21 protein-coding genes and 1 tRNA gene are annotated in these 23,879 nt (G+C 72.1%); 7 read left to right on the top strand and 15 right to left on the bottom strand.

Annotated features, from left to right (window positions below; translation table 11 throughout):
- Positions 1 to 148 precede the first annotated feature (148 nt).
- Positions 149 to 754: a histidine phosphatase family protein gene (locus ACZ59A_RS06080; protein WP_470954065.1), complete on the top strand. Its 606-nt coding sequence runs from the start codon at positions 149 to 151 to the stop codon at positions 752 to 754.
- A 26-nt stretch (positions 755 to 780) separates the two neighbouring features.
- Here ACZ59A_RS06080 and ACZ59A_RS06075 read toward each other — a convergent pair whose 3' ends face one another.
- Entirely contained in the window at positions 781 to 1,173 is a 393-nt protein-coding gene (locus tag ACZ59A_RS06075; RefSeq protein ID WP_470954063.1) for a hypothetical protein, read from the bottom strand.
- Positions 1,174 to 1,269: 96 nt separating this feature from the next.
- Here ACZ59A_RS06075 and sigJ point away from each other — a divergent pair, with 96 nt between their 5' ends.
- Entirely contained in the window at positions 1,270 to 2,169 is a 900-nt protein-coding gene (gene sigJ, locus ACZ59A_RS06070; protein ID WP_470954060.1) for an RNA polymerase sigma factor SigJ, read from the top strand.
- A gap of 45 nt (positions 2,170 to 2,214) precedes the next feature.
- Here sigJ and ACZ59A_RS06065 read toward each other — a convergent pair.
- The 4 genes from ACZ59A_RS06065 to ACZ59A_RS06050 all read right to left on the bottom strand — a co-directional run bounded on the left by ACZ59A_RS06065 (position 2,215) and on the right by ACZ59A_RS06050 (position 5,275).
- A tRNA-His gene (locus ACZ59A_RS06065) sits at positions 2,215 to 2,287 on the bottom strand.
- A gap of 93 nt (positions 2,288 to 2,380) precedes the next feature.
- Positions 2,381 to 2,989 carry an oligoribonuclease gene (orn, locus tag ACZ59A_RS06060; RefSeq protein ID WP_468052356.1) on the bottom strand — a complete coding sequence of 203 codons (609 nt, stop codon included), beginning with the start codon at positions 2,987 to 2,989 and terminating at the stop codon, positions 2,381 to 2,383.
- Between the two features lie 5 nt (positions 2,990 to 2,994).
- On the bottom strand, positions 2,995 to 4,314 hold the full coding sequence (locus tag ACZ59A_RS06055; RefSeq protein WP_470954057.1) for a helix-turn-helix domain-containing protein: 1,320 nt from the start codon (positions 4,312 to 4,314) through the stop codon (positions 2,995 to 2,997).
- 487 nt (positions 4,315 to 4,801) lie between these two features.
- Complete coding sequence (locus ACZ59A_RS06050) at positions 4,802 to 5,275, bottom strand: hypothetical protein (protein ID WP_470954054.1); 474 nt, start codon at positions 5,273 to 5,275, stop codon at positions 4,802 to 4,804.
- Positions 5,276 to 5,817: 542 nt separating this feature from the next.
- Here ACZ59A_RS06050 and ACZ59A_RS06045 point away from each other — a divergent pair.
- Positions 5,818 to 6,339, top strand: a complete 522-nt coding sequence (locus ACZ59A_RS06045; RefSeq protein WP_470954051.1) for a universal stress protein — start codon at positions 5,818 to 5,820, stop codon at positions 6,337 to 6,339.
- 469 nt (positions 6,340 to 6,808) lie between these two features.
- Here ACZ59A_RS06045 and glmS read toward each other — a convergent pair whose 3' ends face one another.
- The 3 genes from glmS to ACZ59A_RS06030 all read right to left on the bottom strand — a co-directional run bounded on the left by glmS (position 6,809) and on the right by ACZ59A_RS06030 (position 10,003).
- Positions 6,809 to 8,653: a glutamine--fructose-6-phosphate transaminase (isomerizing) gene (glmS, locus tag ACZ59A_RS06040; protein ID WP_470954048.1), complete on the bottom strand. Its 1,845-nt coding sequence runs from the start codon at positions 8,651 to 8,653 to the stop codon at positions 6,809 to 6,811.
- A gap of 92 nt (positions 8,654 to 8,745) precedes the next feature.
- Entirely contained in the window at positions 8,746 to 9,021 is a 276-nt protein-coding gene (locus ACZ59A_RS06035) for a hypothetical protein (protein WP_055552634.1), read from the bottom strand.
- Positions 9,022 to 9,088: 67 nt separating this feature from the next.
- On the bottom strand, positions 9,089 to 10,003 hold the full coding sequence (locus ACZ59A_RS06030) for a DUF4429 domain-containing protein (protein WP_470954045.1): 915 nt from the start codon (positions 10,001 to 10,003) through the stop codon (positions 9,089 to 9,091).
- Between the two features lie 115 nt (positions 10,004 to 10,118).
- Here ACZ59A_RS06030 and ACZ59A_RS06025 point away from each other — a divergent pair, with 115 nt between their 5' ends.
- Complete coding sequence (locus ACZ59A_RS06025; RefSeq protein WP_470954043.1) at positions 10,119 to 11,762, top strand: beta-N-acetylhexosaminidase; 1,644 nt, start codon at positions 10,119 to 10,121, stop codon at positions 11,760 to 11,762.
- A 96-nt stretch (positions 11,763 to 11,858) separates the two neighbouring features.
- Here the strand turns inward: ACZ59A_RS06025 and ACZ59A_RS06020 are convergent, their stop codons facing one another.
- From ACZ59A_RS06020 to ACZ59A_RS06005, 4 genes are read right to left on the bottom strand one after another with little or no spacing between them, the layout of a single operon-like run.
- On the bottom strand, positions 11,859 to 13,025 hold the full coding sequence (locus tag ACZ59A_RS06020) for an acyl-CoA dehydrogenase family protein (RefSeq protein WP_470954040.1): 1,167 nt from the start codon (positions 13,023 to 13,025) through the stop codon (positions 11,859 to 11,861).
- A gap of 3 nt (positions 13,026 to 13,028) precedes the next feature.
- Positions 13,029 to 13,961, bottom strand: a complete 933-nt coding sequence (locus ACZ59A_RS06015; protein ID WP_470954039.1) for a hydroxymethylglutaryl-CoA lyase — start codon at positions 13,959 to 13,961, stop codon at positions 13,029 to 13,031.
- On the bottom strand, positions 13,961 to 16,072 hold the full coding sequence (locus tag ACZ59A_RS06010; RefSeq protein WP_470954660.1) for an acetyl/propionyl/methylcrotonyl-CoA carboxylase subunit alpha: 2,112 nt from the start codon (positions 16,070 to 16,072) through the stop codon (positions 13,961 to 13,963). The genes ACZ59A_RS06015 and ACZ59A_RS06010 overlap by 1 nt, the downstream gene beginning before the upstream one ends.
- A 31-nt stretch (positions 16,073 to 16,103) precedes the next feature.
- Positions 16,104 to 17,756, bottom strand: a complete 1,653-nt coding sequence (locus ACZ59A_RS06005; RefSeq protein WP_470954038.1) for a carboxyl transferase domain-containing protein — start codon at positions 17,754 to 17,756, stop codon at positions 16,104 to 16,106.
- Between the two features lie 123 nt (positions 17,757 to 17,879).
- On the opposite strand from ACZ59A_RS06005, the gene ACZ59A_RS06000 reads away from it, so the two are divergent.
- From ACZ59A_RS06000 to ACZ59A_RS05990, 3 genes are all read left to right on the top strand, one after another.
- On the top strand, positions 17,880 to 18,503 hold the full coding sequence (locus tag ACZ59A_RS06000; RefSeq protein WP_470954035.1) for an SACE_7040 family transcriptional regulator: 624 nt from the start codon (positions 17,880 to 17,882) through the stop codon (positions 18,501 to 18,503).
- A gap of 52 nt (positions 18,504 to 18,555) precedes the next feature.
- Positions 18,556 to 19,713: an acyl-CoA dehydrogenase family protein gene (locus ACZ59A_RS05995; RefSeq protein ID WP_470954032.1), complete on the top strand. Its 1,158-nt coding sequence runs from the start codon at positions 18,556 to 18,558 to the stop codon at positions 19,711 to 19,713.
- Between the two features lie 65 nt (positions 19,714 to 19,778).
- The gene (locus tag ACZ59A_RS05990) at positions 19,779 to 20,672 is read left to right on the top strand and encodes an acyl-CoA thioesterase (protein ID WP_470954030.1); all 894 of its coding nucleotides are present in this window, start codon (positions 19,779 to 19,781) and stop codon (positions 20,670 to 20,672) included.
- 78 nt (positions 20,673 to 20,750) lie between these two features.
- Here ACZ59A_RS05990 and ACZ59A_RS05985 read toward each other — a convergent pair whose 3' ends face one another.
- The 3 genes from ACZ59A_RS05985 to ACZ59A_RS05975 form a co-directional block, all read right to left on the bottom strand.
- Positions 20,751 to 21,560: a phosphatase gene (locus ACZ59A_RS05985; protein ID WP_468052391.1), complete on the bottom strand. Its 810-nt coding sequence runs from the start codon at positions 21,558 to 21,560 to the stop codon at positions 20,751 to 20,753.
- A gap of 132 nt (positions 21,561 to 21,692) precedes the next feature.
- Entirely contained in the window at positions 21,693 to 23,291 is a 1,599-nt protein-coding gene (locus tag ACZ59A_RS05980) for a DEAD/DEAH box helicase (protein ID WP_470954025.1), read from the bottom strand.
- Positions 23,292 to 23,395: 104 nt separating this feature from the next.
- Positions 23,396 to 23,599, bottom strand: coding sequence for a cold-shock protein (locus tag ACZ59A_RS05975; RefSeq protein ID WP_009715709.1), 204 nt, complete (start codon positions 23,597 to 23,599; stop codon positions 23,396 to 23,398).
- Positions 23,600 to 23,879 lie beyond the last annotated feature (280 nt).

Genomic DNA, 23,879 nt, shown 5'->3' with positions numbered 1-23,879 from the left:
GAGCCCCCCGGGGTGGGGGGGGTAACACCCCCCCTTGTTTCCCCCCCCCCAACCCGTTGGGGCGACGGGGGGGGGGGGCCCCCCCCCCGCCCGGCCCCCCCCCCCCCCCCCCCCCCGCGCCCGCTCCCCGGAAGGACGCCCGCCCCCGATGCGTCTCCTGCTCGTCCGCCACGGCCAGACCCCCTCCAACGTCATCCACGCCCTCGACACCGCCATGCCGGGCGCCGACCTCACCGAGCTCGGGCGGCAGCAGGCGGAGGGGCTGGTGGCACGCCTCGCGGACGAGCGGATCGACGCCCTGTACGCGTCCCCGCTCCACCGCGCCCAGCAGACGGCCGCCCCCCTCGCCCGCGAACGCGGCCTGGAGGTCGTCCTCCGCGAGGGCGTGCGCGAACTGATCGCCGGTGACCTGGAGATGCGCGAGGACACCGAATCCGTGCAGCTCTACCTCAAGACCGTGCTGGCCTGGGCCGCGGGCCAGACGGATCTGCGGATACCGGGCGGCGAGACGGGCGAGGAGGCCCTGTCCCGCTACGACGAGGTGATCGAGGAGATCGCCGCGTCGGGCGCGGAGCACGCCGCCGTCATCAGCCACGGCGCGGCCATCCGCACCTGGGTCGCCGCCCGCGCCCGCAACATCGACACCGCGTACGCCGCGCGGAACCCCCTGGAGAACACCCAGGTCGTGACCCTCGACGGCGACCCCCGCCGCGGCTGGACCGCCACGCACTGGGGCCCCGAACCGCTCGGCTGACACCGGTCCATCGGGTCCATCGGGCGTCAGCGCCGGGCCAGCGCCAGCACGCTCAGGCCGAACATCGCGACGCCCAGGGGCAGATGGACCGACGGGACGTGCGCGATGCCCAGCACGACCTGCACCGAGGCGAGGACGAGGAAACCCGAAGCGTGCCAGATGGGCCGGGTCGAGCCGCCGCCCGGCTTCCACGCCAGCACCGCCGCGAGGACGTACAGCATCGACGCCCCGTACATCACGCGGGCTCCGGCGCTGTGCAGCGTCTCGCCGTAGGACGAGGTCAGCAGCAGTCCGGCGGAGACCGCCTGAAGGAAGATGGTCAGGGTCTGCAGGGCGATCGCGATCCGCAGGAACGAGGAGCCGCGCCGTGCGCCCGTCGTCGTCGCCGTCGCCGCCGTCGCCGTCGTTTGAGTGGCCATGTCACAGTCCCTTTTCCGCTCTCGGGCAGTAGATAAGGTCTCACCAGCCCGACGACGCGGGCCCGCGAAAGGTAAGGCGAGGGGGCTGCCGGAAGCATGGGGACTGTCGGGACCAGCACCGATGAACTGGACGGCGAGCGGCGCCAACTGATCAATGTCGCCTACCGGTTGCTCGGCTCGGTGACCGAGGCCGAGGACGCCGTACAGGATGCCTACGCGCGCTGGTACGAGCTGCCGCGCGGTCGGCAGGAGGAGATCCTGTCCCCCGGGGCCTGGTTGACGACGGTGACCGGCCGCATCTGTCTGGACCTGCTCGGCTCGGCGCGGGCCCGCCGCGAACGCTACGTCGGCGCGTGGCTGCCCGAGCCGCTGCCCGACCGCACCGAGGGGGACCGCGCGGGCGGCGGCCCTGTGGACCCCGCCGATCAGATCGTCCTGGACGAGTCGGTGGCCATGGCCTTCCTCGTCGTCCTGGAGTCGATGACGCCCGCCGAGCGGGTGGCGTTCGTCCTGCACGATGTCTTCCGGTACCCGTTCGCCGAGATCGCCGACGTGCTCGGCCGGACCCCCGCGGCCTGCAAGCAGCTGGCGGCCTCCGCCCGGCGGCGGTTGGGCGCCGCGCGCGCCCCGGTGGCGGCGAGCAGCCGGGCCGACGTGGTGAGGCGCGTCAAAGAGGCGTGGGAGGCCAAGGACATCGTGACCCTCGTCGGTCTCCTCGACCCGGCCGCCGTGATGACCGCCGACGGCGGCGGCATGGCCGGCACCGTCCTGCGCCCGGTCGAGGGCGGCGCGCGCATCGCCCAGTACATGGTCGCCATCGCCGACAAGGCCCCGGGGCTCGAACTCCTGGAGCGGTCGGTCAACGGCGTGCCGGGTCTGGTGGCCCGGCGTGCGGGCGTCGTCGAGACCGTGGCCTCGTTCGACGTCTCCGACGGCCGGGTCACCCGGATCTGGGCGGTCCGCAATCCGGAGAAGCTGCGGCCGTGGGCAACGTAAGAGGCCGCCGACCTGCTTGCGCAGATCAGCGGCCTCTTCAGCAAGGGTGAGTAACGGGACTTGAACCCGCGACATCCTGGACCACAACCAGGTGCTCTACCATCTGAGCTATACCCACCATGACCGCTGCTTTCCGCACCGGCCGAGAAAAACTATACAGGGTCGGCGGGGGTGCTCGCTCCCGGCTATCGTGCGCGCCGGGAGCGAGTCGTCACGACTGCCGGGCGGGCAGGACGTGGCGGGCCGCGATGGTCTTCGCCTTGTCCGAGTCCGGGCCCGGCTGGGGGACGAAGACGGCCTCCCGGTAGTAGCGCAGCTCGGCGATCGACTCGTGGATGTCGGCGAGTGCGCGGTGGTTGCCGTTCTTCTTCGGGCTGTTGAAGTAGGCCCGCGGATACCAGCGGCGGGCCAACTCCTTGATCGAAGAGACGTCGACGATCCGGTAGTGGAGATACGCCTCGAGCGTCGGCATGTCCCGCAGGAGGAAACCGCGGTCGGTGGAGACCGAGTTTCCGCACAGCGGGGCCTTGCCGGCGTCCGGGACGTGCTCGCGGATGTACGCCAGGACCTGCGCCTCGGCATCCGCCAAGGTGGTCCCGCCGTCCAGCTCCGCGAGCAGCCCGGAAGCCGTGTGCATCTCCCGCACCACCTCGGGCATGGTGGTCAGCGACTCGGCGGGTGGCCGGACAACGATGTCCACTCCGTCGCCCAGGATGTTCAGCTCGGAGTCCGTGACCAGCGCGGCCACCTCGATGAGCGCGTCGTTCGACAGCGAGAGCCCGGTCATCTCGCAGTCGATCCACACCATGCGATCGTTCATACGTCTCACCCTACGGGGCGTTCCCGCTGGCCGGGCAGGGTCGGACGACCCGGGGCGCGGCCCGTTGCCTGCTCAGGCAGGCGGGGGGCGTACGCATCGGATTCCGGCTTGCCCGGTTCCGTCCCGCCCGGTGGATGCGGCGAGTGCGGAGGGTGATGGTGGTGGGCCGAATGCGTGACGGGTGCGCCGGGCCGCCGCAGCGGCATGGCGTGCTCACCCGCGCGCTGTTCGAGCACCTCGGCGCGGTCGCCGCCGCCGAGCCGCTCGGCCCGCTCCAGCCGGTCCGGTCCGCGGTCCGGGGCGCCGCCCTGGGGCCTGCGGGCCCGGTACGCGGCCCGGTAGGCGGCCGGGGAGGATCCCAGCTGCCGCCGGAAGTGCCCGCGCAGCGCGACCGGGGACCGGAAGCCGCAGCGCCCGGCGACCTCGTCGACCGAGTAGTCGGAGGTCTCCAGGAGCCGCTGGGCCTGGAGCACCCGCTGGGTGATCAGCCACTGGAGTGGAGCGCTCCCAGTGAGCGACCGGAACCGGCGGTCGAAGGTGCGGCGGCTCATATAGGCGCGGGCGGCCAGGGCCTCGACGTCGAACTGCTCGTGCAGATGCTCGAGCGCCCACGCCACGACCTCGGCGAGCGGATCCGCGCCGATCTCCTCTGGTAACGACCTGTCCAGGTAGCGCTCCTGCCCTCCACTGCGGCGCGGCGGCACGACGAGCCGGCGGGCCAGGGCCCCCGCGGCGTCCGCGCCGTGGTCGGTGCGCACGATGTGCAGGCACAGGTCGATCCCGGCGGCGGTGCCCGCCGAGGTCAGTACGTCGCCGTCGTCCACGAACAGCTCGCGTGGATCCACGTGGACGGATGGATAGCGCTTGGCTAGCGTCGGCGCGTACATCCAGTGCGTGGTCGCCGGGCGGCCGTCGAGCAGCCCCGCGGCGGCCAGTACGAAGGCCCCGGTGCACAGGCCCACGATGCGCGCGCCCTCCTCGTGCGCGCGCCGCAGCGCGTCGAGCGCGGCGGCCGGTGGCGGCTGGGTGATCGACCGCCAGGCCGGTACGACGACGGTGCCGGCCCGGGACAGCGCCTCCAGGCCGTACGGTGCGGTCAGTTCCAGTCCGCCAGTCGTTCGCAGTGGCACATCTTCGCCCGCGCACACCAGCAATCGGTACCGAGGGACTCCGGCGTCCTGCCGGTCGATACCGAAGACGGAGAGCGGGATGGAGCTTTCGAAGATCGGTCCGCCGCTGAACAGCAGCACCGCGACGATTTCTCGTCGCCGGCGTCCGGAGAGCTTGCGCGAGGTCTCCGGTACGGTCGTGGAGTCCTGGCTCATGGCTCTAAGCCCCCCTCGGTGGTCGCGTCCTCTCGGTCCTGCACGTTTCCCCTCGGTCCTGAACGGTTCCCCCGCCGGTCATGGCCAAGATCGAATCTACTGTGTCGCGTGTGGTCGCCGTGACCAGTTCACCACCCGCCACTATGTCGACATGACAACTTGGCGCGAAGCATTCGATCACGAAGCGTTGCACTCGTAGCCCTCGCTGTGAAGTGGGCCTCCTGCTGACGCCCACTTCCCGTAGGGGGTACGGGTGGCTCGTACCCCTTTCCACGCTGGCCGGAAGGGGGTTGAGCATGGCGTTTGCCAAGGGAAGAACTGGGATACGAAGTTGGCCGAAAACCAGCGGGCGCAGACGTGCGGACGGGTACTTCGACCGGCGTACGACCGGCTCATCCCGCGTCGCGGTCGTGTCTACGGAGTACGACGCGGCGCGCTCCTGGAGCCGTCCCGGGGCCCGGCCGGGCCGGGCGGTCCGGGCCCGGCGTCAGTTCCGCCGACCGCCCCGGTGCGTCCCGATCCCGGTGCGCCCGTGCCGCCCGCGATGCGGGCTCGCCGCGCCGCCGCCCAGCCGGGCGGCGGCGCGTTCGTAGTAGCGCAGGAGGGAGTGGCTGGCGGCGGTCACGGCGGCGAGGCCCACGGCGGCGCCCGCCGCGCCGCTCAGGGGAGAGCCACAGAGGAGGAGGACGGCGGGGACCACGGCGCAGCCGAAGGCGGACCAGCGGATGACCTCGTTCACCGGGTCGCTGCCGGGGCCGCCGCCGGGCCCCACGCCGGGCTCCGTGCCCGTACCGCCGCCGGGGACGCCGCCGGGGCCAGTGGCGCGGGGGTCGCCTCGGGTGTCGCCCCGGGTGCCGCCGGGAGGGCGTCCGGGGGCGCCGCGGCGGGGGTCGCCGTGGAGGCGCCCCGGGCCGTCGCCGGGCGGGGCGCCGGGGGCGTCGTACTCGCGGATGCCTGGCACGGTGGCGGCTCCTCTCGCGCGGTGGACAGATGGTGGACAGATGAGGGGAGAACGGGTCGGCGGACGGTGGAGGAGTAGTGGAACGGGGCTCCGGCGCGGGTCGGTCCCGGCCGGGGGGAGGGGGCCGTGGGGCGGTCGTGGCCGTGGCCGGTGCGTGCCGTCCGGGCCCGTTCCGTACGGAGGTGATCGCTCCGCGGGTACTACAACGTCCGGCCCGCCGACAGGTCACTGCGGGGCGACCGCACGGCGTACGCGAGGGGTCGGCGGGGTCGGAGTCGGGACCACTTGGGGCATTGCGTTACGGGCCGCCCTCCGGCATGCTCCGGGGAACGCTTCGGCCGCTCCGCTGCCGGGGCAACCTCTGGGCAGGCGAGGAATGGCGCCGTACCCTTGGGGGTAAGGGCTTGGAAAGATGAATCCCGGACGGATTTTTTTCGTTCGATCCTCGTCTTGAGCTCTAGCGGAGCTCTAGTCCCCCGCCAACTTCAACCTGAGTCCCCGCCGTATCCCTCCGCACGAGGACACCCTTCGCCGAGACACCGATGGCCGGTCACGAAATCCCCGAACCCGCGGACCGCAAGCGGGTCGCCGATCACCTGGCGCACCCCCAAGCGGCGGAAGAAACACGTCATTCCTGCGATCCAGCCTTCCAGCACGGCGTCGTGGTCGGATTCGACGGTTCCACATCGAGCGAGCGCGCCCTCGCGTACGCCATCGGCATGGCCCGGCGCTCCGGCTCAGGTCTGATCATCGTCCATGTGGCCAACCGGCTGCCGACGACTGTCTGGGCGGGCTGCGAGCCCCCCGTCTTCGTCGACGTTCCCGATCACCGCACCGAGGTGCTGGGCCTTGAGCTGGCCTGTGCCGAGCACCTCACCGAGGTGCCGTGGATCCTCGTCGAGCGGGGCGGCGACATCTGCCATGAGCTGGAGGAGGTCGGCCGGGAGTACGCGGCCGACGCGATCGTGGTCGGCTCCACGCATGGGCTGGTGGGGCGGATCTTCGGCTCGGTGGCGGGGCGGCTCGCGCGGCGCGCTCAGCGGCCCGTCATCGTCATCCCCTGAGCCCGGACCCGGCATTGGCCGGGTCCGGGCTGAACCATGGCCGGGCCATGGGGTCATGGCCGGGTCCTGGCCGGTCGTCGGGGCGTGAGCTTTTCTCCAGCGGACCCGCGCTGAAACATCCGGGCGGGCCCCGGCCCGGGCGGGCGTTCAGAACTGGACAGCCTCAACTCCCTTTCCCCGCAGCCGAGATGGTCCCAAGACCATCTTGACACCCGCGGAAACTACCCGTGCGTAGAGGTGGATTGGGCACGTGTGCGGGGCATAAACCGTTCGGCGTGGCGCCGGGCGGGAAGTGACGGTTCTCGCGCGGTGGCCAGCGCCGGCGTTAGGGCGACGCCGGCCCAGGGGCGGGCCCCCGCGTGCGTGGTGGCACACGCGGGGGACCGCCGAACCTGGGGGCGTTCCGGCGCCCGTAACCAGCCGCCAGGCAGCCGCCCGCGACCAGCCGCACCCCGGGATCACCCGAAGGTCACTCCACGGTCACCGACTTCGCCAGGTTGCGCGGCTTGTCGATGTCCCGGCCGAGCGCCAGCGCCGTGTGGTACGCCAGCAGTTGCAGCGGGATGCCCATCAGGATCGGGTCCAGCTCGACCTCGTTGCGGGGTACCACGATCGTGTGGTCCGCCTTCTCCTGCGGCTGGTGCGCGACGGCCAGGATCCGGCCGCTGCGGGCCTTGATCTCCTCCAGCGTCGCGCGGTTCTTCTCCAGCAGCTCGTCGTCCGGGAGCACCGCGACGGTGGGCACCTCGGGCTCGATGAGCGCGAGCGGCCCGTGCTTCAGCTCGGAGGCCGGGTACGCCTCGGCGTGGACGTAGGAGACCTCCTTCAGCTTCAGGGACGCCTCGCGCGCCACCGGGTAGCCGCGCACCCGCCCGACGAACATCATGCTCTTTGCATTCGCGTATTCCGCGGCGAGCTTCTTGATGTCTTCCTCGCCGCGCAGCACCTCGGCGATCTGCTCGGGCAGCTTCCGCAGCCCCGCGATGATCCGCTTGCCGTCGGCGACCGACAGATCGCGGATCCGGCCGAGGTGGAGGGCGAGCAGCGCGAAGGCGACGGCGGTGTTGGTGAAGCACTTGGTGGAGACGACGCACACCTCGGGACCGGCGTGGACGTACACGCCGCCGTCCGTCTCGCGCGCGATCGCGCTGCCCACGACGTTGACGACGCCCAGCACCCGCGCGCCCTTGCGCTTCAGCTCCTGGACGGCGGCCAGCGTGTCGTACGTCTCGCCGGACTGGCTGACCGCGATGTAGAGGGTGTCGGGGTCCACTACCGGGTTGCGGTAGCGGAACTCGCTCGCGGGCTCGGCGTCCGCGGGGATACGGGCCAGCTCCTCGATCAGCTGCGCGCCGATCAGGCCCGTGTGGTACGCCGAACCGCAGCCGAGGATCTTCACCCGGCGGACGCCGCGCGCCTCGCGCGCGTCCAGGTTCAGCCCGCCCAGCCGGACGGTGGAGAAACGGTCGTCGATCCGGCCGCGCAGCACCCGGTCCACGGCGTCGACCTGTTCGTGGATCTCCTTGTGCATGTACGTGTCGTGGCCGCCCATGTCGTACGACTCGGCCTCCCATTCCACCGTCGTCGGCGCGGGGGCGGTGCGGCTGCCCTCGGTGGTGTAGGTGCGGTAGTCGTCGGCCTTGATGGTCGCCATCTCGCCGTCGTCCAGGGTGATCACCTGGCGGGTGTGGCTGACCAGCGCGGCGACGTCCGAGGCGACGAACATCTCCTTCTCGCCGATGCCCAGCACCACCGGGGAGCCGTTGCGGGCGACGACGATGCGGTCCGGGAAGTCCGCGTGCAGCACGGCGATGCCGTAGGTGCCCTCGACCAGGGCGAGCGCGTGGCGGACCTTCTCCTCCAGGGTGGCGGCCTGCGAGCGGCCGATGAGGTGGGCGAGGACCTCGGAGTCGGTGTCGGAGATCAGCTCCACGCCGTCGGCGGCGAGCTTGGCGCGCAGGTCGGAGGCGTTGTCGATGATGCCGTTGTGGACGATCGCGACCTTGCCGTCCGCGTCCAGATGCGGATGGGCGTTGACGTCGTTGGGCGCGCCGTGGGTGGCCCAGCGGGTGTGCGCGATGCCCGCGGTGCCCGCGAAGCGCTTGGGCAGCCTGGCCTCCAGGTCGCGGACCCGGCCCTTGGCCTTGGCGGTCTTCAGCCCGGCGGCGGACTGCCCGCTCTGTGCCCCCTTGCCCGGCTTGGCCTGGACTGCGATGCCCGCGGAGTCGTAGCCGCGGTACTCCAGTCGCTGCAGCCCCTCCAGTAGCAGCGGTGCCACGTCGCGTTTCCCGATGTATCCGACGATTCCGCACATGGTGTTCAGGCCCTCCCGATTGAATCGATCATGAACGCTCGCACCCGTTTCGCTCCGGCGGTGGCGGCCGCTGCCCGGGCGTGGTGGTGACGTCAGCCGTAGACGATGCGGCGCAGCTGGCGCAGCGAGAGTTCGGGCGGTGCCACCGCGCGGTACGGCAGCTCGGCCGTGATCCGCTCGAAGATGTCCGCGTTGGTCAGTCCGCCGGACTGCAGCTCGCGGTGGCGTCGCCGGACGAACTCCTCGGTCGTCTCGTCGAAGTACGCCAGCACGTCCAGCACCACCCGGGCCGCCTCGCCGCGGCTGAGCGGCGTGCTGCGGACCAGGTGGTCGATGAGGTCATCGTGGGACATGCGGCGATCGAGCATCCGTTGATACTGCGGTCCCCTGGGGTGTTTCGCAAAATTTCTGCCCGATATCGGGCAGGGTTCGGTCTTAATGGCGAGAAAACCGACGGAGCACGGCCTGTTTGGCGGTGGTGAACTCCTCCTCGGTGAGGACCCCGCTCTGGTGAAGATCGCCGAGTTCGCGCAGACGTCGCAGCAGGGCGTCGTGATCCGCGTCACCGCTCTCCGGCTTCGTGAGCCGTGTGGCGGCCGCGTCCGGGTCCGGGGCCGGGGGTGCGTCGGCGGGCTCCGCCGGGGCCGGGGCGAACGGATGCGGCATCCGGGCCGTGACGGCGGCCGCGACCAGCGCCATCAGCGGATCCTTGCGGAAGCCGTACAGGACGACGGCGTGCGGGTCGTACTTGGGCGCGGCCGTCGCCGTCGCCTTGTCCACGGTGAAGCGGAGGAAGCCGTTCTCCAGCCCGACGGCGGGAAACCACTCCACCGCCGCCAGGTCCGCCAGCGGGAGGGTGCGGGGGCCGCCCGACTTCTTCGACTCCTCCGTCTTCCAGTTCCATTCCAGCCGGATCCGCTCACCGTCGAACGACGCGGTGGCGTCACCGGCCGTCGCCGACAGCGGCACCGGCGGACCGGGCAGCAGATAGCGGTCGCACGGGGTGGACGGCACCTGGTCCAGCAGCATCGCCTGCCGGACCTCGTCGACCAGATACTCGGCGACGCCGGTGCGGTCCGGGTCGACCGACAGCTGATACGGATCGGCCGCGTCCGGCAGTTTGCCGCCCGTGGCCTGCGCCAGCGGATCCGCCCCCGGGCGCAGCCGCAGCCGCAGTCGGCCGGACTTGCGCCCCGGTTCGTACGCGACGCCCGCCAGCGCCTCCAGTGGCACGGTCAGTTCGCCGAGCGCCTGCCGCACCAGGTGCACGTTCTTGTCCCGCCCCGGGACGATCCGTACCGACTCACCGTCAAAGGTCCATGCACCATCGCGCTGGGTGATTTCCGCCATGAGATGGATTCTGACAGGCGCACAGCGACACATTGGTCTACACCTTGACCCCAACTGGGCGTCGCGGTACGCAAGATGCGGACGCTCCACGGACGCTTCGTTGAAGGGAACCCCTGTGAGACGACGCCGTGCTCGACTGCTGTGCTCCCTCCTGCTGACCGTGGCGGCGGGGGCGGGGACCGCCGCCGCCTCCTCGGCTTCCCCGGCCGCCGCCACCTCCGGCTCCGCCGCCGTCGGCGCGCCGGTGCCGCTGGACCGGGTCGTGCCCGCGCCCGCCTCCGTACGGCCCGGCAAGAGCCCGTACACGCTCCGCCCGACGACCCTGATCCGGGTGGCGCCCGGCTCCCGCGCGGCGCGCACGGCGGGCGACTATCTCGCGGGCGTGCTGCGCCCCGCCACCGGCTACCGGCTGCCGGTCACCGCGCGCGCGGGCGGCGACGGCATCCGGCTGCGGATCGTGCGCGACGCACCCCGGCGCACCGCGAAGGGGCCCGCCACGGAGGCGCTCGGCGCGGAGGGCTACCGGCTGGAGGTGAACCGGCGCGCCGTCACCATCAGCGCCCGTACGTCCGCCGGGCTCTTCCACGGCATCCAGACGCTGCGCCAGCTGCTGCCCGCGTCCGTCGAACGAGCCACCCGCCAGCCCGGCCCCTGGCGGATCTCCGGCGGCACCATCACCGATGTGCCGCGCTACGCCTGGCGGGGCGCGATGCTCGACGTCTCCCGGCACTTCTTCACCGTCGACCAGGTCAAGGCGTACGTCGACCAGCTCGCCCTCTACAAGATCAACAAGCTGCATCTGCATCTCTCCGACGACCAGGGCTGGCGGATCGCCATCGACTCCTGGCCCCGGCTGACGACATACGGCGGCTCCACCCAGGTCGGCGGCGGGCCCGGCGGCTTCTACACCAAGGCCGACTACCGGGAGATCGTGCGCTACGCGGCCTCCCGCCATCTCACCGTCGTCCCCGAGATCGACATGCCCGGCCACACCAACGCCGCCCTCGCCTCCTACGCCGACCTCAACTGCGACGGCGTCGCCCCACCGCTCTACACCGGCACCGAGGTCGGCTTCAGCTCGCTGTGCGCGCCCAAGGAGGTGACGTACGACTTCGTCGACGACGTCATCCGCGAACTCGCCGCCCTCACCCCCGGCCGCTACCTCCACATTGGCGGCGACGAGGCGCACTCCACCAGCCACGCCGACTACGTGGCCTTCATGGACCGGGTCCAGCCGATCGTCGCCAAGTACGGCAAGACCGTGGTCGGCTGGCACCAGCTGACCGGCGCCCGCCCCGCGGAGGGGGCGATCGCCCAGTACTGGGGGACCAACGGCACCGAGAAGGAGGTCGCCGACGCCGCCAAGAACGGCACCCGGCTCATCCTCTCGCCCGCCAACCGCGCCTACCTGGACATGAAGTACGACGCGAGCACCCCGCTGGGGCTCAGCTGGGCCGGATACGTCGAGGCGAAGCAGTCCTACGACTGGGACCCGGGCAGCTACATCGCCGACGCCCCGCCGTCCTCGGTCCTCGGCGTGGAGGCACCACTGTGGTCGGAGACCCTCTCCACCAGCGCCCACATCGAGTACATGGCCTTCCCGCGCCTCCCCGGCATCGCCGAACTGGGCTGGTCGCCCCGGTCCACGCACAACTGGGACGACTACCGGGTGCGACTGGCCGCGCAGGCACCCCGCTGGGACGCCCTGGGCATCGACTACTACCGCTCCCCGCAGGTGCCCTGGCCCGCGGCGGGGTGATCAGTTACCGGTGATGGCGGGAATCGCCGTCGGCGCCCGGACCGGATCGAACCGGAAGATCTGGCCCGTGTCGCCGACGGCCGCGCCCCGGTGCGCTCAGCTCGCGAATCCCAGCTCCCGCGCGATCAGCATCCGCTGCACCTCGCTCGTCCCCTCCCCGATTTCGAGGATCTTGGAATCCCGCCACATCCGGGCCACCGGGTACTCGTTCATAAAGCCGTATCCGCCGTGGACCTGTGTCGCCTCGCGGGCGTTGGTGACCGCGATCTCCGACGAGTACAGCTTCGCGATCGACGCCTCCTTTTTGAACGGCTCGCCGCGCACCAGGCGGGAGGCCGCGTCGCGCCAGGCGACGCGGGCCATATGGGCGCGGGTCTCCATGTCGGCGATCTTGAACTGGATGGCCTGGTTGGCGCCGATGGGGCGGCCGAAGGCCTCGCGGGTCCTGGCGTACGACACCGACTCGTCCACGCAGCCCTGGGCGAGCCCGGTGGCCAGGGCGGAGATGGCGATGCGGCCCTCGTCGAGGATGCGGAGGAACTGGGCGTAGCCGCGGCCCAGGTCGCCCAGGAGGTTGGCGGCCGGGACGCGGCAGTCGGCGAAGGACAGCTCGCGGGTGTCCGAGGCGTTCCAGCCGACCTTGGAGTAGGGGGCGGCGACGCTGAGGCCGGGGGTGCCGGACGGCACGATGATGGAGGAGATCTTGGGGCGGCCGTCCTCCGTGCGGTCGGTGACGGCGGTGACGGTGATCAGGGCGGTGATGTCCGTACCCGCGTTGGTGATGAAGCACTTGGTGCCGTTGATCACCCACTCGCCGGTGGTCTCGTCCAGCCGGGCCGTGGTGCGGGTGGCGCCCGCGTCGGAGCCGCCGCCCGGCTCGGTCAGGCCGAAGGCGCCCAGGGTCTCCCCGGAGCACAGCCCCGGCAGCCACTGGCGCTTCTGCTCCTCCGTCCCGTAGAGGAAGATCGGCATCGCGCCGAGCGAGACCCCGGCCTCCAGGGTGATCGCGACGGAGGAGTCCACCCGGGCCAGCTCCTCAAGGGCCAGGCACAGCGCGAAGTAGTCGCCGCCCATCCCGCCGTACTCCTCCGGGAACGGCAGCCCGAACAGCCCCATCCGGCCCATCTCGCGGATGATCTCGTACGGGAACTCGTGCTGCTCCCAGTACTCCCCGATCTTCGGGGCGACCACATCGTGCGCGAACGCCTCGACGGTGCGGCGCAGTTCCTCGTGCTCGGGGGAGAGACGATGGTCGATCGCCATGACTCACATCTCCTTCTGGGAGAGGGCGCGGACGGTGCGGGACGGGCTGGGTCGGCCCAGGTGCCGGGCCATCCACACGCTGGTGGCGGTGAGACGGCGGATGTCGACCCCGGTCTCGACGCCGAGGCCGTCGAGCATCCAGACCAGGTCTTCGGTGGCGAGGTTGCCGGTGGCGCTCTTCGCGTACGGACAGCCGCCCAGGCCGCCCGCGGAGGCGTCGACGGTGGTCACGCCGTACTGGAGCGCGGCGAGGGTGTTGGCGAGGGCCTGACCGTAGGTGTCGTGGAAGTGGACGGCCAGCCGGTCGGCGGGGATGCCCGCCTCGCCCAGCGTGGCCAGCAGCTCCTGCACATGGCCGGGGGTGGCCACGCCGATGGTGTCGCCGAGGCTCACCTCGTCGCACCCCATGTCGATCAGGCGGCGGCTGACCGAGACGGTCTGCGAGATCGGGACCGGGCCCTCCCAGGGGTCGCCGAAGCACATCGACAGATAGCCGCGCACGGTCACGCCCGCCTCGCGCGCCGCGGTGACGACCGGTTCGAACATGGCGAGCGCTTCGTCCACCGTCCGGTTGAGGTTGGCCTTGGCGAACGACTCGGTCGCGCTGCCGAAGACGGCGATCTCGCGCGCGCCGAGCGCGAGCGCGCGCTCCAGACCGCGCTGATTGGGCACCAGCACTGGAAGCCGGGCGCGCACGTCGTCGATCAGCGGCATCAGCTGCTCGGCGTCGGCCAGCTGCGGCACCCACTCCGGGCGGACGAAGCTGGTGGCCTCGATGGTGGTCAGCCCCGCGTCGGCCAGCCGCCGGATGAACTCGGCCTTCACCGCGACCGGCACGAGCGTCTTCTCGTTCTGCAGCCCGTCCCGCGGCCCCACTTCATGGATACGCACCCGGGCGGGCAGCCCCGGGGCCGGGACGGTCATGGGGAGGGTCATCACGCACGCTCCTCGGTCTCGCGCGGGGCGACGACCGCCAGCAGCTGGTCCATGGCGACCGTGCTGCCGGGGGTCACTTCCAGCTCGGTGACGGTCCCGTCGTGCGGGGCGGAGATGAGGTGCTCCATCTTCATCGCCTCGACCACCAGCAGGCCCTGGCCCGCGGTGACCTCGTCCCCGACGGCCGCCTTCACGACGGTGACGGTGCCGGGCATGGGGGCCGTCAGCTCCCCGGCGTGCGCCGCGGTGGCCCCGCCGCGCAGCGCCTCCTCGATGGGGTCGTGCCCCACCACCCGCCAGGCATCCCCGCCCTGCCCCAGCCAGTGGCTCGCGCCGTGGGCGACATACCGGAAGCGGTGGGTGACCCCGCCGAGGTCCAGCAGGACCGCGCCGTCCTCCAGCCCCACGAGCCGCGCCGCGACGCCCGAGGCCGCTGCGGTACCGCCGCTGCCGGTCCCCGCCGTGTGGTCGGCCGCAGGGCGCCGCGCGCCGTCCGCCTCCGTGGCATCCGGGTGCTCGATGCGCACCCGCGCGTCGTGGGCCCGCCCGCGGACCCGGACCGTCACCGGGGCGTGGCCCGCGACGCGGAGGCGGTGGACCGTCCAGGCGGGCTCGGCGCCCAGGCGCCAGCCGGTCGGGACCGAGAACGGGTCGAGCCAGGCATCCGCGACGGCCGGTTCCAGCGCCGCCTGGCGCAGCAGCGCCGCCGCCGCGTAGACCTCGTCGGGGATCGTGGACGGGCTGAGCGAGGCCGCCGCGCGGTCGACCAGACCGGTGTCCATGACGCCCGAGACGACCTCGGGATGGGCGGCCAGACGGCGGAGGAAGCCGGTGTTGGTGTCGACGCCGAGGACGGTCAGGGAACCGAGGGCGGCGCGCAGCCGACGCAGCGCCGTGGGGCGGTCCGGGCCGTGGGCGATGACCTTGGCGAGCATCGGGTCGTACACCGTGCCGACCTCCGTGCCGGTGCTCAGCCCGGAGTCGACGCGCACCCCCTCGCCCGTGGGCTCGTCCAGAGCGAGCACCGGCCCGGCCGACGGCAGGAAGTCCACCCGGCCGTCGCCCGCCACGCGGGCGGTCTCGGCGCAGATACGGGCCTCCACCGCATGGCCGCCGAAGGTGATGCCGTCCTGCCCGCAGGGCAGCGGTTCGCCCGCGGCGACCCGCAGCTGCCACTCGACCAGATCGAGCCCGGTGATCAGCTCGGTGACCGGGTGCTCGACCTGGAGGCGGGTGTTCATCTCCATGAAGCAGTACGCGGAGGGGTCGGCGCCCGGCACGATGAACTCCACCGTGCCCGCGCCCACATAGCCGCACGACCGCGCCGCCTGCACCGCGGCCTCACCCATCAGCGCCCGGGTGGTGTCGTCCAGCAGCGGGCTGGGCGCCTCCTCGATGATCTTCTGATGGCGGCGCTGCAGCGAGCATTCGCGCTCGCCGAGGTGGATCACCTGGCCGTGGCCGTCCGCCAGCACCTGGATCTCGATATGGCGCGGCCGGTCGATCCAGCGCTCGACCAGCAGCGTGTCATCGCCGAACGCGCCGCGCGCCTCGCGCCGGGCGGCCGCGATCTCGTCGGCGAGCAGCGACTCGTCCCGCACCAGCCGCATGCCCTTGCCGCCGCCGCCCGCGGACGGCTTGAGCAGCACGGGGGTGCCGATCTCCCGGGCGGCGTCGATGAGCTGGGCGTCCGTCAGGCCGCTGCCGGAGGAGCCCGGCACCACGGGCACACCGGCCGCGCGCACGGTCTCCTTGGCGCGGATCTTGTCGCCCATCAGCTCGATGGCCCCGGCCGGCGGGCCGATGAAGACGAGCCCGGCGTCGGCGCAGGCGCGGGCGAACGCCGCGTTTTCCGCGAGGAAGCCATAGCCGGGGTGGACGGCTCGGGCGCCGGTGCGGACCGCCGCCTCCAGCAGCCGCTCGATCGACAGATAGCTCTCCGCGGCGGCCGCGGGGCCGATCCGCACGGCCGTGTCCGCCTCCCGGACGTGCCTGGCGTCCGCGTCGGCGTCGCTGTACACGGCGACCGAGCGGACGCCGAGCCGCCGCAGGGTGCGGATGACGCGCACCGCGATCTCCCCGCGGTTGGCCACCAGGACCGTGTCGAACATCGCATGCGCCGCACTCATCGGGTGCATCCCCTCACATCCGGAAGACGCCGTAGCCGGGCGCCGCGGGTTCCTTGGCCGTGCGGTCGGGCAGCGGGGCGCTCGCGCACGCGGTGAGGGCGAGGCCGAGCACCGTACGGGTCTCCAGCGGGTCGATCACCCCGTCGTCCCACAGCCGCGCCGTGGCGTAGTACGCGCTGCCCTGGGTCTCGTACTGCTCGCGGACCGGCGCCCGGAACGCCTCCTCGTCCTCCGTGCTCCACTTCTCGCCACGCGCCTCCAACTGGTCGCGCTTGACGGTCGCGAGGACGGAGGCGGCCTGCTCGCCGCCCATCACCGAGATCTTGGCGTTGGGCCACATCCACAGGAAGCGCGGCGAATAGGCGCGGCCGCACATCGAGTAGTTGCCCGCGCCGTAGGAGCCGCCGATGACGACCGTCAGCTTGGGAACGCGGGTGCAGGCGACGGCGGTGACCATCTTGGCGCCGTGCTTGGCGATGCCGCCCGCCTCGTAGCTGCGGCCGACCATGAAGCCCGAGATGTTCTGCAGGAAGACCAGGGGGATGCCGCGCTGATCGCACAGCTCGATGAAGTGGGCGCCCTTCTGGGCGGATTCGGAGAACAGGATGCCGTTGTTGGCGACGATGCCCACCGGATGGCCCATGATCCGGGCGAAGCCGGTGACCAGCGTCGTCCCGAACTCGGCCTTGAACTCGGCGAACCGCGAGCCGTCCACCACGCGCGCGATCACCTCGCGCACGTCGTACGGCGTCCGGGAGTCGACCGGGACCGCCCCGTACATCCCCGCGGGGTCGACCGCGGGCTCCTCGGAGGGCGTGAGCGGCCAGGGCGGCGCGCCCTGCTGGGCGGGGGAGGGCGGCAGGGTGGAGACGATCGTACGGACGATGCGCAGGGCGTGGGCGTCGTCCTCGGCGAGGTGGTCGGTGACGCCCGAGACGCGGGAGTGGACCTCGCCGCCGCCCAGCTCCTCCGCGGTGACGACCTCGCCGGTGGCCGCCTTCACCAGCGGCGGCCCGCCCAGGAAGATCGTGCCCTGCCCGCGCACGATGACGGCCTCGTCGCTCATCGCCGGGACATAGGCCCCGCCCGCCGTGCACGACCCGAGCACCGCCGCGATCTGCGGGATCCCGGCGCCGGACATCCGGGCCTGGTTGTAGAAGATCCGCCCGAAGTGGTCGCGGTCCGGGAAGACCTCGTCCTGCATGGGGAGGAAGGCGCCGCCGGAGTCGACCAGATAGACGCACGGCAGCCGGTTCTCCAGCGCGACCTCCTGGGCGCGCAGATGCTTCTTCACCGTCATCGGGTAGTACGTGCCGCCCTTGACCGTGGCGTCATTGGCGATGACGACCACCTCGCGGCCCGCGACCCGCCCGATCCCGGCGATCACCCCCGCCGCCGGGGCCTGGCCCTCGTACAGCCCGTCGGCGGCGAGCGGCGCCAGCTCCAGGAACGGCGAGCCCGGGTCCAGCAGGGTGTCCACCCGGTCGCGCGGCAGCAGCTTGCCGCGCGCGGTGTGCCGGGCCCGCGCCTTCTCGCCGCCGCCCAGCCGGGCCGCGGCGAGCTTCTCGCGCAGCCCCGCGGCCAGCTCGCCGTGCGCGGCCTCGTTGGCCTGCCAGGCGTCGGACCCCGGATCGGCGCCGCTTCGCAGCACCGGTGCCTGCTCCATCGCTACGGGCCCCCTCGCTCGCGTGCCCACTCGGTGTGCGCTCACCCGCCGAGTGGTTAGTGGTCGTTAACCTGATACCCACTAGGTTAACGACCACTAACCGCGCTGTCTAGAATTGCTTCCATGAGCACGCAAGCCCCTGCACCGACCCGCCGCGAACAGATCCTCAAGGAGGCCGCCCGGCTCTTCGCCGAGCGCGGCTTCCATGGCGTCGGCGTCGACGAGATAGGCGCGGCGGTCGGCATCAGCGGCCCCGGCCTCTACCGTCACTTCGCCGGGAAGGAGGCGATGCTGGCCGAGCTGCTGGTCGGCATCAGCGGCCGGCTGCTGACCGGCGGCAAGCGGCGCACCGCGGAGGCGGCGGACGCCGGGGACGCCCCGGCGGCGGTGCTGGACTCGCTCATCGAGGGCCACATCGACTTCGCCCTGGACGACCGCCCGCTGATCGTCCTCCACGACCGCGAGCTGGACCGGCTCCGGGACACCGACCGCAAGCTGGTGCGCTCGCTCCAGCGGCAGTACGTGGAGCTGTGGGTCGAGGTCGTGCGGCAGGTCTATCCGGGGCTCACCGAGACCGAGGCCCGGGCCTGCGTCCACGCCGTCTTCGGGCTGCTCAACTCCACCCCCCACCTGGGCCGCCCCGGCGCCCTCCCCGGCCGGGAGGCCACCGCCGCCCTGCTGCACCGGCTGGCCCTGGGTGCGTTCGGTGCGGCCCACGACGCGGACGGCTCTGGACAGGGGCGCTAACTCGACGGTAACTTCGGCTGAGCAAGCGCTTAGCCAGAGGGAGGCCGCAGAGATGCGTCGCACGGTGTTCAACGAGGACCACGAGGCATTCCGGGAGACCATCCGCGACTTCATCGCCGCCGAGGTCGTTCCGTACTACGAGGAGTGGCGGGAGGCCGGTCAGGCTCCGCGCGACTTCTACAAGAAGCTCGGCGAGCTGGGCATCTTCGGCATCGAGGTCCCCGAGGAGTACGGCGGCGCGGGCGAGACCAGCTTCAAGTTCAACGCGGTCATCACCGAGGAGACCGCCCGCGCCGGGGTGAGCTTCGGCGGCAGCAGCGTCCACACCGCGCTCTGCCTGCCGTACATCCTCAAGTACGCCAACGAGGAGCAGAAGCGGCGCTGGCTGCCCTCCTTCGTCTCGGGCGACCTGATGACCGCCATCGCCATGACGGAGCCGGGCACCGGCTCGGACCTGGCGGGCATGAAGACGACCGCCAAGCTGTCCGAGGACGGCACGCACTACGTGCTCAACGGCGCCAAGACCTTCATCACCGGCGGGGTGCTCGCCGACCGCGTCCTGGTCTGCGCCCGCACCGCCCCCGCCACCCCCGAGGACCGCCGCGCCGGGATATCCATCCTGGTCGTGGACACCAAGAGCGAGGGGTACGCGGTCGGCCGGAAGCTGGAGAAGCTGGGGCTGAAGACCTCTGACACCGCCGAGCTGTCGTTCACCGACGTCAAGGTGCCGGTGGCGGACCTGCTGGGCGAGGAGGGCAAGGCGTTCGGCTACCTCGCGCACAACCTGCCGCAGGAGCGCCTGGGTATCGCCGTCGGCGCGTACGCGCAGGCCGCCGCGGCCGTCGAGTTCGCCAAGAGCTATGTGCAGGACCGCGAGGTCTTCGGCAAGAGCGTGGCGTCCTTCCAGAACACCAAGTTCACCCTGGCCGACTGCAAGGCCGAGGTGGACGCGATGCAGGCCGTCGTCGACCGGGCCCTGGAGGCGCACGACGCCGGTGAGCTGTCCGCCGCCGACGCCGCCTCGGCGAAGCTGTTCACCACCGAGCGCGCGGCCGTCGTCATCGACAAGTGCCTGCAGCTGCACGGCGGTTACGGCTACATGATGGAGTACCCCATCGCCCGGCTGTACGCGGACACCCGCGTCACCCGCATCTACGGCGGGACCAGCGAGGTCATGCGGTCCATCGTCGCCAAGTCGATGGGACTGTGACGGTCGCCATGTGCGCGCTCATCGGCAACGGCGTCGCAACACGGGTCTGCAAGACTGCGTGAACCATGAATGACGCACTACAGAGCCTGCTCGACCTGCTCGACCTGGAGCGGATCGAAGAGGACATGTTCCGCGGCACCAGCGATGCCGCACCCCTCGTGCCGCGGGTCTTCGGCGGCCAGGTGGCCGCCCAGGCCCTGGTCGCCGCGGGCCGCACGGTCCCGGAGGACCGGCCGCCGCACTCGCTGCACGCCTACTTCCTGCGGCCCGGTGACCCCGGGGCGCCGATCGTCTACACGGTCGACCGGATCCGTGACGGCTTCTCCTTCACGACGCGCCGCGTGGTCGCCGTCCAGCACGGGCAGCCGATCTTCCATCTGTCCGCCTCCTTCCAGCTGCACGAGGAGGGGCTGGAGCACCAGGAGCCGATGCCGGACGTACCGGACCCGCTCTCGCTGCCCACCGCCGAGGAGCTGCTGCCCCGGTACGAGCACCTGCTCGCCGGGCCCGGGGTGGTCGACCGGATGCTCCAGGCCCGGGCTGCCGTCGACCTGCGGTACGTGGACGCTCCGCCGTACGGCAGCGTCGGGCAGCCCCGCGAGCCGAAGTCGCAGGTTTGGTTCCGGACCGACGGCAAACTGGACGGCGCCGCCGACGATCCGCTGCTGCACCTCTGCCTGGCCACCTATGTGTCCGACATGACGCTGCTGGACTCGGTGCTCCTCGCCCACGGCCGCGGCGGCTGGGCGGTCGGCGACATCGTCGGCGCCAGCCTCGACCACGCCATGTGGTTCCACCGGCCGTTCCGCGTGGACGACTGGCTGCTGTACGACCAGGAGAGCCCGTCCTCGTCCGGCGGCCGCGGCCTCGCCAAGGGCCGCATCTTCACCGCCGACGGGCGGCTGGCCGTCTCGGTGATCCAGGAAGGGGTCATGCGGGTCCCGCGGCCGAGGAAGTGACCCCGGGAGCGGCCACGTGACGCGCGTCGCCCGGGACGCGCGTCCCGGGCGACCAACGCGCGTCCCGGGCGACCGGCGTCAGAACTGGGCCGTCAGCCCCGCCGCGTCCAGCAGATAGGCCGTCATCGGCGCGTAGAACCTCGGGTTGGTGACGTGGTCGTCCAGCGGTACCACCGCCTGAAGCGTCCCCTCCGCCTCGCCGAGGAACAGCGCCGGGTCGTTGCAGTCCGCGTACCCCACCGCGTCGATGCCGCGCTCTCCCGCGCACCCCGCCCAGCCGTGGTCGGCGACCACCAGGTCCGGCAGCGGCCGCCCCTCCCGGGCCAGCCCGTCCAGGATCGCCGCCATGGGGGCGGGGGAGTGGGTGTGCCACAGCGTGGCGCCGCGCTCCAGCATGGCCACGTCGCAGAACTGGAAGACGTACCCCTCGTCCGCGTGCAGCCCGCCCGGGATCTCGACGATCTCGCACCCCGCCGCGTGCAGCGCCGACGCCGTGGCGCTGTGCACCTCCAGCAGCCCGCCCGGGTGGCCCGTGGCGAACAGCACCCGCTGCCGCGCCTCGGCCGCCTTCCGCAGCACCGACGCCATCCGGTCCAGCGCGCCGACCGTCAGCTCCGGGTCGATCGTGTCCTGCCCGGTGCGGTGCTCCGGGTCGTCGACCACGCCGCACCGCTCCGCCATGACGGCCAGCACGTCCTGCTCGTCCACCCAGCGGTCGCCCAGCTCCAGCCCCAGCCAGTAGTGGCGGTCGCCGTTCGCGAGCTTGCGGTAGTGGGAGAGGTTGTTCTCGCGTGGGGTGGCGACGTCACCCGCGATGCGCGTACGGACGAGATGGTCGATCAGCTCGGTACGGCTGGGCACGGTACTGGGTATCGGCATGTGGCCCATTGTCGCCCCTGTGTCCGGGAAATGGGGGGGCAATACTCGCCCCGCGGACGCGTCCCGATGTGACGCGGCCATGACGAACCCAGGGGTGCCGGGTACGTCATGGCCGGGGCGGTCGCGGACCGCCTGCACCTGCTAGCGACCGGAACGGCGGTTACGGCCCACTCCGCCGCCGGAGCCCCGCCCCGACCCGCTGGAGCCGCCTGAGCCGCCCGTTCCGCCGCCGGAGCCACGCCCGGAGCCGCCGCCGGAGCCGCCGCCGGTCCCGCGTCCCGTACCGCCGCCGGAGCTACGCCCAGAGCCGCCGGAGGCCCCGCGCCCCGCTCCGCCGCCGGAGCCGCGCCCCGAGCCGCCCCGGGAGCCGCGGCCGGAGCCGCCGCCGCGGCGCGCCTGCCGGGGGCCGGGCGCCTGCTGGGGGGCGGGGGTGCTGATCGTCACCGGGACCCCCGAGGGCTCCTGCGCGCCGGTGATGCGGGTCAGCTCGGAGTCGGTCGAGTGCACCCGGGCCGTGTTCGGGGTGATGCCCGCGGCGGCCATCAGCCGGGTCATGTCGCGGCGCTGGTCGGGCAGGACGAGGGTGACGACGCTGCCGGAGCCGCCCGCGCGGGCGGTGCGCCCGCCGCGGTGCAGATAGTCCTTGTGGTCCGCGGGCGGATCCACGTTGAGGACCAGGTCGAGGTCGTCGACATGGATGCCGCGGGCCGCGACGTTCGTGGCCACGAGCGCGGTGACGACGCCGGTCTTGAAGCGCTCCAGGGTCTTGGTGCGCTGCGGCTGGGACTTGCCGCCGTGCAGCGCCGCCGCCCGTACGCCGTTGGCCAGCAGATGACGGGTCAGCCGGTCGACGGCGTGCTTGGTGTCCAGGAACATGATGACGCGGCCGTCCCGCGCGGCGACCCGGGTGGCGACGGAGCGCTTGTCGGTGTCCGCGATGTGCAGCACATGGTGCTCCATCGTGGTGACCGCGCCCGCCGACGGGTCGACCGAGTGCAGCGCCGGGTCGGTGAGGAACTCGCGCACCAGTTTACTGATGTTGTTGTCGAGGGTCGCGGAGAACAGCATGCGCTGGCCGTCGGCGGGCACCTGACGCAGCAGCCGGGTCACCTGGGGGAGGAATCCCATGTCGGCCATCTGGTCGGCCTCGTCGAGAACGGTGATGCGCACCTGGTCCAGTCGGCAGTCGCCGCGTTCGATCAGGTCGTGAAGGCGGCCCGGCGTCGCGATGACCACCTCGGCGCCGTTGCGCAGGGCCTCGGCCTGACGGTTGATCGACATGCCGCCCACCACGGTGGCCGGGCGCAGCCGCAGCCGACGGGCGTACGGCGTGAGCGCGTCGGAGACCTGCTGGGCCAGCTCCCGCGTGGGCACCAGGACCAGGCCGAGCGGACGGCGGGGTTCGGCGCGCTGCCCGGCGGTGCGGGCCAGCAGTGCGAGGCCGAAGGCCAGTGTCTTTCCGGAGCCGGTCTGCGCGCGCCCGAGTACGTCACGGCCCACCAGAGCGCTGGGGAGGGTGGCCGCCTGGATCGGGAACGGCACGGTGACGCCCTGGAGCGCCAGCTCCGCGGCGAGACCGTCCGGAAGGTCCAGTTCGGCGAACGTCGCGACGGCGGGCAGCACCGGGGTGGTGCCGCGCGGCAGGGCGAATTCGTTGCCGCCGTCGGAGGGACGGCTGGTACGAACGGGGGAACGGGAGTGTGACCGGGGCCTGCGGGACGAGCTGGCGTAACGGCTCATGCGGCGCCTTCCTGTAACGGGCGGGGATCGGCCCGCGGAAAGCGGGCACGAGCCGGGGCCCGCACCTGGTCAGGTGCGGGCCCCGGCTCGCGGTATGCGCTGCGTCAGGCGGGAACGATGTTCTCGGCCTGCGGGCCCTTCTGGCCCTGCGTGACGTCGAAGGTCACCTTCTGGCCTTCCTGCAGCTCACGGAAGCCCTGGGTGGCGATGTTCGAGTAGTGGGCGAAGACGTCGGCGCCGCCGCCATCCTGCTCGATGAAGCCGAAACCCTTTTCCGAGTTGAACCACTTCACGGTGCCAGTAGCCATGTCATTTCTCCTTCAATGGGGGCCGAACCGGAACCCGTATGTCACGGACTCCGCGTCGCCGCATTGACCCCATCCGGAAATGACCGGTGAAAACAAAAATGCGCCTGACGCTACATCTCGTCAGGCGCACATAACGTTCATGGGTACCAAAACTGCAACTGCCACGAGCCTAACACGCGAGGTGCTCGAGCGGGGGGAGATACAGATCACCCGACAGAGCCGCCGCGACATCAGGTGCACCCGGGCAGTGACCCGGGCGTGTCACCCGGCGCGACCCGGG

The organism is Streptomyces sp. NPDC040405 (genome assembly GCF_055595765.1).
Note: the sequence above shows the minus strand (reverse complement) of the source record. Positions and strands in the feature narration are given on the sequence as shown.